Source organism: Breoghania sp., assembly GCF_030066895.1.
In the GTDB taxonomy this organism is placed as follows: Bacteria; Pseudomonadota; Alphaproteobacteria; order Rhizobiales; family Stappiaceae; genus Breoghania.
The window spans coordinates 89,727-101,516 of the sequence record NZ_JASJAV010000014.1 but is presented as its reverse complement, the minus strand read 5'-3'; the positions used below and the strand labels follow the sequence as shown (position 1 = coordinate 101,516).

Genomic DNA, 11,790 nt, shown 5'->3' with positions numbered 1-11,790 from the left:
GAACGGTTACAATCAGCCTTTCGGTTGCGAGCACAGAGGCCAGAGATGCCGCCAGCGCCGTCATCAGGATACCGCGGTCGTCCAAGTCCACATCGGATTCGCCATAGAGCGTCTGCAGCGCGCCGACGGCGGCAGCAACAGGATCGAGCCGCCCGCGCAATCCCCGTTCCAGCGAATTGGTGGTCAGGATTGCCTTGTCATTGAGGAGTGCGAAGGTATTCGAGAAATTCGCCCGGCCGCTCAAGGCCAGGACGATCACCATGGAAAGACCGACGAGCAAGGCATAAGAACCGCCGGCAATGAGGACGATCGACGGTTTTCCCCTCGCCTTGCGCCGCCGACGCCACCACTTCATGCCGATCCCCGTCCTCTCAGCCGCTCTTCCATCCCGTCATGGACGGCCGCGCACAATCACAACCGGCAAGGGCGCTTTCAACAACCATACGTCATCCCGGAACATTACGGTATCGTCGCCTGTCAGGCGATGGCGGGGTCGATCTAATCGAAAAACGGTGTGAACAGCGGTTCGTCGCAGCGATAGCCGACCACGCATTGCGAGTTGTCGCGCGTGGGCGCACGTTCGGGGAAAAGTTGCTGCCAGCGATCGCAATAGCGTTGCTGAGAAACGAAACGCTGAAAGGTATGAGGCCCGGTCGTCATCACCACCGCGCCGTGGCAGCGAACGAAATCCTGTGCCTGAGCACAAGTCATGGATCGAGTATCGGGTCTGGCCGCGTATGCAGAGCCCACCGACAGAATGCACGAAACGAGGATCAGGATCGAAGCCGCCATCCGCCGCATGATGAAACCCTTTCGAGGTGGAAAACGGAGACGATCAGTATAGCAGATCAAGGGCGCAACGCTGTAAGTGGCAGGGCGCATTCCACTGACCCTAAACAGAATACGCCCCTTGCCGACGAGGCATTCCGGGATTTCGGGTCGCTCTCCCGGGGCCCGCTCTCACTCCGTCTCGGTTATCCGCCCGAGTTCGGCAAGAATTTCCGCCGTGTGTTCGCGAAGGCGCGGCGAGGGACGGTCCATCGGCATCCCGGAGCGCGAATAGCGGATGGGGCTGCGCACGGAGGGGATATGATCGCCCTGCGATGAGGTCAGTTCCAGTTTCAAGCCGCGATGAATCACCTGAGCGTCATCGAAGACATCGGCCACCGTGTTGATCGGCCCGGCCGGAATGCCGACGGCCTCCAGCTTCGCCAGCAGATCGTCGCAGGCAAAGGTTGCGGTTGCGGGCGCCAGTTCCTCCACCAGTTCCTCGCGGTTCTTCACCCGTCCCGCATTGGTCTTGTATGCGGCAATCTCAGACAGATCCGAACGTCCCAGCACCTCGCAAAAGCGCACATATTGGCCATCATTGCCGACCGCAACAATCAGGTGCCCGTCGCTTGCCGGGAAGACCTGATAGAGCACGATATTGGGATGGGCATTGCCGAGCCGATGCGGAGCATTGCCTGAAACCAGATAGTTCATCGCCTGATTGACAAGAATGGCAGTGGAGGTATCCATCAACGCCATGTCGATGTGCTGGCCGAGCGCGGCGGCCTCGCGTTCGCGCAAGGCCGCCAGGATGGCGATGATGCCATAGAGCCCGGTGAAGATATCGCATACGGCGAGCCCCACCTTCTGCGGCTCGCCCGCCGGATCGCCGGTCAGATCCATGATCGCACTCATGCACTGGATCATGAAATCGTATCCGGCGCGGTGGGCATAGGGCCCGTCCTGGCCGAAACCGGTAATCGAACAGTAGACGAGGCGCGGGTTCACCTCTTTCAGCGTCTCGTAGTCGAGGCCGTATTTCTTAAGGCCGCCGACCTTGAAATTCTCCACCAGCACATCGGCCCATCGCACCAGATTGAGCACAATCTCGCGGCCTTCCTCGGTGCGGAAATTGGCAGTGATGGAGCGCTTGCCACGGTTGCAGGAATGGAAATAGGCAGCGCCCAGCCCCTCCCCGTCCGCACCTTCCACGAAGGGCGGCCCCCAGCCCCGCGTGTCGTCTCCTGCCGGGACCTCGACCTTGATCACGTCTGCGCCGAGATCGGCGAGTGTCTGTCCGATCCAGGGACCGGCAAGGATCCGGGCAAGTTCAAGCACACGAACGCCCTTGAGCGGCGCATCCGAAGAGGAAGACTAGGGCACGGCGAGTATCCAGGACTGGGGCAAGGATTACAACAGGACGGAACCGGGGCGCGAGGAGCTGTTTGCTGGGCCCATTCTTCGAGGAGGCCCGACAGGGCCGTCTCGAAGAATGGGCCCAGCAAAAAACACCCCAAACCCCCGGCACCACACTCCGGTCGGATCATTGCGGAGCGACACGCGCTCCGCAACGTCAAACGGCGTTGATCAGAAGAACGCCTGCAAGAGCGCATGGGCGTCGTGCGTACCCTCGTAGGTGTTGACCGTCTCCAGGTTCTGGGCGTGACGCATGACATGGTATTCCTCGGAAATACCGTTGCCGCCGTGCATATCGCGGGCCTGACGGGCGATATCCAGCGCCTTGCCGCAATTATTGCGCTTGATGAGCGAAACCATTTAGGGAGCAGCGCGGTGGTCGTCTAACAGGCGCCCGACCCGCAAGGATGCCTGAAGGCCCAGCGCGATTTCCGTCTGCATGTCGGCGAGCTTCTTCTGGAAGAGCTGCGTGTTGGCGAGCAGACGGCCGAACTGCTTGCGCTCCAGACCGTAGGCACGTGCGCGGTGCCAGCAATCTTCCGCAGCACCCATCGCGCCCCAGGAAATGCCGTAGCACGCCCGGTTGAGACAGCCGAACGGTCCCTTGAGACCGGAAACGTTGGGAAGAAGCGCCTCTTCGCCCACTTCCACGTTGTCCATCACGATCTCGCCGGTGATGGAGGCGCGAAGCGAGAGCTTGCCCTGGATCTTCGGTGCGGAAAGGCTCTTCATGCCATTTTCCAGCACGAAGCCGCGGATCTGGTTGTCATGCGCTTCCGACTTCGCCCACACGACGAAAACGTCGGCGATCGGCGCGTTGGAGATCCACATCTTCGAGCCCTTGAGCAAATAGCCGCTCTCGGTCTTGATGGAGCGGGTGCGCATGGAGCCGGCATCGGGCTCGGTCAGGCCGAAGCAGCCAATATATTCGCCAGACGCAAGCTTGGGCAGATACTTGGCCTTCTGCTCCTCGGAGCCGTAGGCGTAGATGGGGAACATTACCAGCGAGGTCTGGACCGAGCTCATCGAGCGATAACCGGAGTCCACCCGCTCCACCTCACGCGCTACCAAACCGTAGGCGACGTAGGGGGCGTTGGCGCAGCCGTATTCCTCCGGCATGGTCACACCGAGAAAGCCGAGCTCGCCCATCTCGTTGAAGATCTCTCGGTCGATCTTTTCCTAGGCATAGGCCTTCAGCACACGCGGCAGGAGCTTTTCCTGCGCGTAGCCGCGCGCGGTCTCCAGGATCATGCGCTCGTCTTCGGTGAGCTGATCCACCAGCAGGAAGGGATCGTCCCAGACGAACTTGCCGCCGCCGGAGGGGGAAGGCGCGGAAGGCCTGGGCGTGGTGGTGGTGGTGGCGGTCGCAGTCATATGCTGTCTCTCCCATCATCAAGCGAAACGGCCGGTCGTCGTCTCAGACCCTCGGCCCCGGCGCACATCTCGCGGTATGCGTTAATTACCTACCGTCCGGCCGGTAATAAATTGTATTCAGAAAAAGTTAATCCGAGGCAATGCTCGTCAGGATGATCCTGGCGTACTCGGCCGCGCTCTTGCGCCCTTGCGCCCTTGCGGATTGTATCATCGCGTCATCCAGTTCAACATGCCCAGGATACCGCGCGTGGTGAGGGGCGCATCGTCGAAAACGAAGGCGCCCTGCGCCCTCCCCTCCTCCAGAATGGCCGTCAGAAAATCCGTATATGCGCGCCGGGCGGCCATCTGCTCGGGCGTGAAGACATAGAGATCACCGCCCCGGCCGATGAAGGCGGCGCGATAGGGATTGCGGTTGGCTTCGAAATAAGCCGATGCCCGGCCATGAAGGCGGCGACCCGCTCGCCCGGCGTCTCCGCCTTCACCACACGCTCCTTCGCCCAGTCGAGCATGTCGGACAGGACGGCGAGCACGATCGTGTCGAACAGATCCTGCTTGGTGGAGAAGTAGTGGTAGAGCCCGCCCGGCCTTGGTCACGCCGACGGCGGAGGTAACGTCCTGAAGGGAAGTGCCGTCATAGCCCTTGGCGGCAAAAAGCGCGGCAGCCGCATCGCGGATGGTGGCGGGGCGGCCGGGGCGCGGCGGGGTGTCCTTAGTGCTCATGGAGAACTCGGCTACCCCATAGAAGATGCTTGAGCAAACCTTCTGAGCGGATCGCACCTAAGAACTTCACCACCGAATGCGAAAAAACCGGTACATCGGAAGATGCGCGCCCCCAGAATCGGGGATGATCATCTATCCTGCTCTCACAGACATGCAAAAAGACGGCGAGCAATAGCGCCGGGGAAAGCGATGATCGATTACGAAGCCGAGTACAACAACCGGGTCATGGTACCGGAGCACCCCGAGATCATTGCCGGCTGGGAGCGGGATGCCGCCGCCTATCGCGAAAGCGCGTCCTGCGATCTCGATCGTGCCTACGGCCTCGGCCCGCGCCTCTTCTACGATCTGTTCCACCCGACCGGCGGCACGGAGGCGAATTCGATCGCTCTCTTCCTGCATGGCGGCTACTGGCAGTCGCTCGATCGCAAGCATTTCTCCCACATGGCACGCGGGCTCAACGCCCATGGCTATACGGTCTGCGTGGCAAGCTACGATCTGTGCCCGGAAGTGCGCGTCGGCGATATCGTGAGCGAAATCCGCAGCCTTGCGGAATATCTGTGGGAGACCTACCGCAAGCCAATCCTGAGCTACGGCCATTCGGCGGGCGGGCATCTGACCGCAGCGCTTCTGGCAACCGACTGGCGGGCCCGGCGTCTGCCGCCCGCCCTTGCCAGGGCCGGGCTAGCGATTTCCGGCCTGTTCGATCTAGTGCCTCTGCTGGGCACCAGCGTCAACAAGGCGTTGGGGATGGATCAGAAGGAGGCGGTCACCAATTCGCCGATCACCATGGGCATTCCCTATGGCACCAAGCTGATCGCGACCGTCGGCGGCGCGGAGTCGAAGGAATACAAGCGTCAGTCCCGCGTCATCGTCGATTTCTGGAACCGCGGCGGCACCGAGGCCACCTTGCACGAAGAGGCCGGAGCGAACCATTTCACCGTCATCGCATCGTTGGCAGATACCGACAGTTCACTCGTTCACGATCTCACCCAACTCGGCAAGTAAGGCCTTGTTGCATCATTCGTTCCCTCCCTTCGGCCGCCACCTGGCCTGTCAGGACCGTTTCGAGATGACACCAAGGGCCCAGGACAGGGGTTTTGCGCTTCTCATGCCCCGTCCCGGACTTCTATAGAAGAGCATTCGATTTAAACCAGAAGCGCTTTTCAAAGCGCCTGAAACCAGCTTGGAGATTTGCCGATGCGCACCGATGAGGCTCAACCCATCCGCCTGGAGGAATACCGCCCCACGTCCTATGCGATCCGCACGGTCGATCTGGATATCCGCCTTGCCCCCAAGGCGACCAGGGTGACGGCAAAGATCGCCTTTTCGAAGCGCGATGAGACAGCGCCGGGAACCGCGCTGGAGCTTGCGGGCGATGAACTGAAACTTCTCAGCCTGTCGCTGAACGGCGCGCGGCTCGACCACACGGACTACGAGGTCAGCGCGGACAAGCTCGTCGTCAAGACGCCGCCGTCAGATCCGTTCGTCTTGGAGATCGTCACCGAGATCTATCCGGACACCAATTCCAAGCTGATGGGGCTCTATTGCTCGTCTGGCACCTATTGCACCCAGTGCGAGGCGGAGGGCTTCCGCCGCATTACCTATTTCTACGATCGCCCCGACGTGCTGGCCGTCTATACGACGCGCATCGAGGCGCGCAAATCGGATGCGCCGATCCTGCTCGCCAACGGCAACCCGGTTGAATCGGGAGATATCGAAGGCACGGATCGCCACTACGCGATCTGGCACGACCCGTTCCCCAAGCCGTCCTACCTGTTCGCCATGGTGGCGGGCGATCTGGCCTGCGTTTCCGACACCTACCGCACGCTGATCAGCGGTCGCGACGTGGAACTGCGCATCTATGTGGAGCACGGCAACGAGACGCGCTGCGACTACGCCATGGACTCGCTGAAGCGCTCGATGCGCTGGGACGAGGAGACGTTCGGGCGCGAATACGATCTCGACATCTTCATGATCGCCGCCGTGTCCGACTTCAACATGGGCGCGGTGGAGAACAAGGGCCTCAACGTCTTCAACGACAAGTACGTGCTGGCGAACCCCGAGACCGCAACCGACCAAGACTATGCCGGTATCGAGAGCGTGATCGCGCACGAGTACTTCCACAACTGGACCGGCGACCGCATCACCTGCCGCGACTGGTTCCAGCTCTGCCTGAAGGAAGGCCTGACGGTCTTCCGCGATCAGGAATTCTCCTCCAACATGCGTTCGTGCCCGGTCAAGCGCATCGCCGACGTGCGCCTTTTGCAATCGCACCAGTTCCCCGAGGATGGCGGCCCGCTCGCCCATCCGGTACGCCCGACTGCCTACCGTCAGATCAACAACTTCTACACCGCGACCGTCTACGAGAAGGGCGCGGAAATCGTGCGCATGCTCAAGACGATCCTCGGCGAGAAGGGCTTCCGCGCCGGGATGGATCTCTATTTCGAACGCCATGACGGCGAAGCGGCGACGATCGAAGATTTCCTGAAGAGCTTCGAGGACGCCAACAAGACCGACCTCACCCAGTTCGCCCGCTGGTATGCCCAGGCGGGCACGTCGTCGCTGAAGATCTCCGAACAGTGGGACGAGGCCAACAAGCGCCTGCGCATGGACATCGAGCAGTCCTGCCAGCCGACGCCGGGCCAGGACACGAAGCTGCCCTTCACGATCCCGGTGCGGTTTGACCTGATCGGCCCCAATGGCGGCGAGATGGAATGGACGGCGGCCTCAGGCGCCGAAATCCGTGACGATGTCATCGTGCTTACCGAGCCGAAGCACACGATCACCTTCGAGGGATTGAGCGCAAAGCCCGTTTCCTCGCTGCTGCGCGGCTTTTCCGCGCCCGTGCGGCTGACCGACAACAAGGACCACGATGCGTTGGTCTTCCTCGCCCGCCACGATCCCGATCCCTTCAATCGCTGGCAGACGGTTCAGACGCTGGCCATGCAGTTGCTGAAGCGCGGGGCGCATTCGCCGTCCAATCTGGCGACGCAGGAAATCCAGGATCTCGCCTCGCTGATCGGCGATGCGGTTGCCGACGAGAATTTCGAGTCCGCGTTGCGCGCGCAGCTGCTGCAGCTACCCTCTGAATCCGACATCGCCCGCGAGATCGGCTCCGACGTCAATCCTGATGCCATCACGTCTGTCCGCAAGGCGGTGCAGGTGGCGATCGCGGGCCATTGCACGGACGGTTTCCTCATCCTCTACGAGGCGCTTGCCGACACCGGCCCCTATTCTCCGGATGCGGATGCCGCAGGGCGGCGTGCGTTGCGGCTTGTGGTTCTGGAATATCTGGCCGGGATCGACGGGGAAGCCAGCGAACGGACCCTTGCCCATTACAAGGCCGCCGCCGACATGACGGACCGGCTGGCCTCGCTCCGTCTGCTCGTCCACCGCGCGGATCGCGGGGCGCAGGAAGCGCTCGACGATTTCGAGGCACGCTTTGCCAAGGACGCGCTGGTCATGGACAAGTGGCTGACGGTCCAAGCAACCGCCCCCTTCCCCGAGACGCTGGCGCGCATTCACACGCTGACCGAGCATCCCGCGTTCTCCTACGCCAATCCGAACCGCATCCGCGCGCTGATCGGGGCCTTTGCCGCCGGCAACCAGACCCAGTTCAACCGTCCGGACGGTGCCGGGTTCGAATTTGTCGCAGATACGGTACTGTCGCTCGACAAGCGCAATCCACAGGTTGCGGCGCGTCTTCTGTCCGCCTTCCAGTCGTGGAAGGCGCTGGAGCCGGGTCGGCGCGCACTGGCGGAAGCCGCCCTCAAGCGAGTGGCGGAAACCGGCGGGCTTTCCAGCGATGTTCAGGATATTGCGACACGCTCTCTGCAATAGGCAGAATTGGCGTTGCCAGCTCTTCGCTCATGGTTAACGCGAGTGGTTAAGCCCTGTCTGGAGCCGTAGATTATTTTTTGTCTGCGGACTCTAGACAAGACGATTCGCGTGGATTCAAATGAACCTGGTTCGGACGTGCGACGTACATCGAATCCACGAGGCTGACAACTATTTTTGAAGGAATACCGAATGGCGCGGGCCTATATAGGCAACGCGACAGGGCGGTGTTTTGGCTTTATTTCCAGACAATGGAAGGCCGCCAGCGCCCGATCGCCGAAGACGACGCTGACCGGCCATATCCGGCTGCTTGCGCGCCCGGCCTATGCCCGTTTGGTTTCCACCGAAGGGTTCCTTCGGCGCGCAATTCCGGTCCTGAGCCTTCTGTTCGTCGCCTCTCTCGCCTACTACCGCGGCGTGGAGATGTCCGGAGATCACGCCGAGACGGAAGCGCGGGCGCGCGATGATCTCACCCTGATCGCCACCACCCTCGCAACCCGGCTTTCCAGCACCGAAGAAAACCTGCACGAAGTCGGCTATCAGATCGCGTTGCGCAACGAGCTTTCCCAATCGTTGCCGCCGCGCGCGACCAGCTTCGGCCGACAGATCCTGGTCACCAACCCGGAAGGCACGGTCGTTGCCTCGCAACCCTCGCGTCCCGACCTCGAGCAGCGCTCGCTAATCTCGCTGCTCGGTCCCAACCAGCCGCTCACCACGTTCGGAGCGCGGGCCGGGGTTCTGGAGATCACGGAAGCCAACGGCAACGAGGTTCTGGCCATCGTTCAGCATCTCGACAGCAAGCTCGGCATGGTCGCGGTCGTGCAATCGGTCGATGACATCTTCGCCGGCCGGCGCTCCTCGTTGCACGCCACGGTCACCTTGTTCGTCGGCACCTCGTCCGTCCTGATCGTGCTCATCTACGCCTTCTACAGTCAGGCGGCGCGCGCGGAACAGGCGGACGAGATCTACCAGGCGGCGACCACGCGTATCGGAACGGCTCTCAATCGCGGCAGGTGCGGACTGTTCGACTGGGACCTCGGCCGGGGCCGAATGTTCTGGACGGAGAGCATGTACGAGATTCTTGGCCTGCCGCCCAGCGATGAATTGGTGGGATTTGCCGATTGGGCCGCATTGATGCACCCCGAAGACGGCAATCTCTACGAAATCGCCTCCGAGCTTCTGGAAACCGGCGAGACGACGGTCGACCGCATGTTCCGCATGCGCCATGCCAACGGATCCTGGATCTGGACGCGGGCACGCGCCGAAGTCGCGCAGGAACCCGGTGCTGCCTCCCCGCATCTGATCGGTATCGTGGTCGACGTCACCGAACAGCGCCAGCTTGAGGAATCCTCACGTACGGCGGATCTGCGCCTGCGCGACGCCATCGAGACCATTTCGGAAGCTTTCGTGCTGTGGGATTCCGCCAACGAGCTGGTCATGTGCAACACCAATTACATGGAGCTGCACAACCTGCCCGCCTCGCGCATTCACGCAGGCATGCCCTATACGGACGTGATGCAGAATGCGCGTCAGCCCGTCGTGACCGCGCATATCGATCCCGCCGACGGCCTGCCCGCCGGATCGCGCTTCTACGAGGCGCAGCTTGAAGACAGTCGCTGGCTGCAGATTTCCGAACGCCGCACCAAGGACGGCGGCTACGTGTCGGTCGGCACCGACATCACGGCGCGCAAGCTGCACGAAGAAAAGCTGATGGACAGCGAGCGGCGGCTGATGGCAACCGTCGCCGATCTGCGCCAGTCGCGGCAGAAGCTTGAATACCAGGCGCAGCAGCTCGTCGAACTGGCGGAGAAATACGCCGAGGAAAAGACCCGCGCCGAAGACGCCAACCGCGCCAAGTCGGAATTCCTGGCCAATATGAGCCACGAACTGCGCACGCCGCTCAACGCCATCATCGGCTTCTCCGAAATCATGGTGGGCGGCATGTTCGGCGAACTCGGCTCGGAGAAATACGGCAACTACTGCCGCGACATTTACAAGTCCGGCACGCATCTGCTCGGCGTCATCAACGACATTCTCGATATGTCGAAGATCGAGGCGGGGCAACTGGATCTCTCCTTCGACGAGTTGAACCTCGCCAACTTCATCGACGAGACGGTCCGCGTCATCTCGCCGGAGGCGGATGCCAAGGAAATCACCGTTTCGCGCGATGTGGATGCCGACCTGTCGATCAATGCCGACGGCAAGGCGATCAGGCAGATCCTGCTGAACCTGATGTCGAACGCGGTGAAATTCACGCCGAAGGGCGGCGAGATGACCGTGGCGGCCCGGCGCAACGGCGAGGCCTATGTGGCGATCGACATCACCGACAACGGCATCGGCATCGCCAAGAAGGACATCAACCGGCTGGCGAGCCCCTTCGTGCAGGTGGAAAACCAGTTCACCAAGAGCCATCAGGGCTCCGGCCTCGGGCTCGCCATCGCGCGGTCTCTGGTCGATCTCCACGACGGCACGATGGAAATCAAGTCCAAGGTCGGGATCGGCACAACCGTCACGGTGACGTTGCCGGTCAAGCAGCAGAAGCTGTGGCCGGGTGCGGATGACAAGGGCGACAAGACCGTCGAAGCCGCCGCAGGCGGACGTCGTCAGGCGATCTGACCCGCCGGTTCATTCTTCAATACTTGCGCCTTCCGGCAGCAGTTCCTCCACCACATGGGCGGGAACCATGCGATGCGTCGGCCGCGAGAGACGGCCATCCAGCAGATCGAAGCCGCTGCCGAGATCGACCGCTACCCCGCCCCTGCGCTTGATCGTGGTGCAATAGCCTTCCGCCCATACCCCCGTACCGACGAGACACAGGCAACCGGTCAGATCCTGCGGCAGGGCCACTTCCGTTGTCCCGATGAAATCCGGCGCCGTCAGGTGCACCCGGCCGGGTGTCGTCGCCCCGACTGGGATCCAATCAATCGAGGCACCCGGATTGCGCGCGCGTAACCGCTCAACGACCATTCCGCGATTGGTCAGGCAGATCGTTCGCGATGCGGCCGCGATCAGCCTGTCGACGTTGCGCGCAACGCCAAAATAAAAATAGAGGTGCTGCGTCACCGGGATCTGCCCCTCAAATCCCGTCTCGCGGGCCCGCCGAAGCATCAGGTCCACGCCGCGCCAGTGGCCGACCGTTCCCCTGAGTGCCGTCATTGTCTTCGCAGCCGCATCCCGGGTCAGCGGGTCGTCCTCGAGGGGCGGACGCCACAGCCCCAGCACACCCACGATATCAGCCTGTTCCACCACCAGTTCCATCTGGTCCCGTAGGAGCGAAAACCACACTTCGCCCAGCTGGAACCGGTCATATCGCTTGAGGATGGAGGCTGCGAAACAGAAGCGATCGAGATGTGTGTCCCACAATAGCGCCCAAAGGCCAGGATATTCGCCTCGCCGTCGCCGATGCGGATGACCGAATACGGGACACGGCAATGGATGGCCTCAAGGATCAGGTCGGAAATCTCGTCGGAGAACGGGTCGGCGCAGTAGGGGATCGCGAGCGCGTCGTATTGCGTGCGCACGAAGTCGGCGTCGTAGTAGCGAACATCGATACCGGCCGCACAGTGATCGATTCCGTCCTGCGGCACGCTCCCGAGATCATAGGGGTTCCGCCATTCCGAAGCGACGCTACCAGTCGGCCGCATTTTTCTGGCTGTCGCCGATCATCGGAAG

General features: G+C 62.0%; 7 protein-coding genes and 3 pseudogenes. 3 read left to right on the top strand and 7 right to left on the bottom strand.

All coding sequences use genetic code 11. The features are described 5' to 3' along the window. The 5 genes and pseudogenes from QNJ43_RS14865 to QNJ43_RS14845 form a co-directional block, all read right to left on the bottom strand. Positions 1–355 (bottom strand): annotated as a pseudogene (locus QNJ43_RS14865) (hypothetical protein); the annotation flags it as partial. Positions 356–498: 143 nt separating this feature from the next. Further along, entirely contained in the window at positions 499–801 is a 303-nt protein-coding gene (locus QNJ43_RS14860; RefSeq protein WP_300471236.1) for a hypothetical protein, read from the bottom strand. 159 nt (positions 802–960) lie between these two features. After that, positions 961–2,133, bottom strand: a pseudogene (locus QNJ43_RS14855) (CaiB/BaiF CoA-transferase family protein); the annotation flags it as partial. Positions 2,134–2,358: 225 nt separating this feature from the next. Then, a pseudogene (locus tag QNJ43_RS14850) lies at positions 2,359–3,561 on the bottom strand (acyl-CoA dehydrogenase). 207 nt (positions 3,562–3,768) lie between these two features. Further along, entirely contained in the window at positions 3,769–4,281 is a 513-nt protein-coding gene (locus tag QNJ43_RS14845) for a TetR family transcriptional regulator (RefSeq protein ID WP_300471234.1), read from the bottom strand. A gap of 189 nt (positions 4,282–4,470) precedes the next feature. On the opposite strand from QNJ43_RS14845, the gene QNJ43_RS14840 reads away from it, so the two are divergent. The 3 genes from QNJ43_RS14840 (at position 4,471) to QNJ43_RS14830 (ending at position 10,734) form a co-directional block, all read left to right on the top strand. Next, a complete protein-coding gene (locus tag QNJ43_RS14840) occupies positions 4,471–5,286 on the top strand; it encodes an alpha/beta hydrolase (RefSeq protein WP_300471232.1) in 816 nt (271 codons plus the stop codon). Between the two features lie 192 nt (positions 5,287–5,478). Then, a complete protein-coding gene (gene pepN, locus QNJ43_RS14835; RefSeq protein WP_300471229.1) occupies positions 5,479–8,121 on the top strand; it encodes an aminopeptidase N in 2,643 nt (880 codons plus the stop codon). A gap of 189 nt (positions 8,122–8,310) precedes the next feature. Next, complete coding sequence (locus QNJ43_RS14830; protein ID WP_300471226.1) at positions 8,311–10,734, top strand: PAS domain-containing sensor histidine kinase; 2,424 nt, start codon at positions 8,311–8,313, stop codon at positions 10,732–10,734. 9 nt (positions 10,735–10,743) lie between these two features. On the opposite strand, the gene QNJ43_RS14825 is transcribed toward QNJ43_RS14830, so the two are convergent. Further along, positions 10,744–11,376 (bottom strand): hypothetical protein, encoded by a 633-nt coding sequence (locus QNJ43_RS14825; RefSeq protein WP_300471224.1) that lies wholly within the window; start codon positions 11,374–11,376, stop codon positions 10,744–10,746. Continuing rightward, positions 11,298–11,705 (bottom strand): hypothetical protein, encoded by a 408-nt coding sequence (locus QNJ43_RS14820; RefSeq protein ID WP_300471222.1) that lies wholly within the window; start codon positions 11,703–11,705, stop codon positions 11,298–11,300. Before QNJ43_RS14820 ends, QNJ43_RS14825 begins: the two co-directional genes overlap by 79 nt. Positions 11,706–11,790: the final 85 nt, after the last annotated feature.

Excerpts from the sequence above, each read along its gene's own strand:
- QNJ43_RS14860 (WP_300471236.1), bottom strand. The coding sequence starts at position 801 with ATGCGGCGGATGGCGGCTTCGATCCTGATCCTCGTTTCGTGCATTCTG.
- QNJ43_RS14845 (WP_300471234.1), bottom strand. The coding sequence starts at position 4,281 with ATGAGCACTAAGGACACCCCGCCGCGCCCCGGCCGCCCCGCCACCATC.
- QNJ43_RS14840 (WP_300471232.1), top strand. The coding sequence starts at position 4,471 with ATGATCGATTACGAAGCCGAGTACAACAACCGGGTCATGGTACCGGAG.
- pepN (WP_300471229.1), top strand. The coding sequence starts at position 5,479 with ATGCGCACCGATGAGGCTCAACCCATCCGCCTGGAGGAATACCGCCCC.
- QNJ43_RS14830 (WP_300471226.1), top strand. The coding sequence starts at position 8,311 with ATGGCGCGGGCCTATATAGGCAACGCGACAGGGCGGTGTTTTGGCTTT.
- QNJ43_RS14825 (WP_300471224.1), bottom strand. The coding sequence starts at position 11,376 with ATGGAACTGGTGGTGGAACAGGCTGATATCGTGGGTGTGCTGGGGCTG.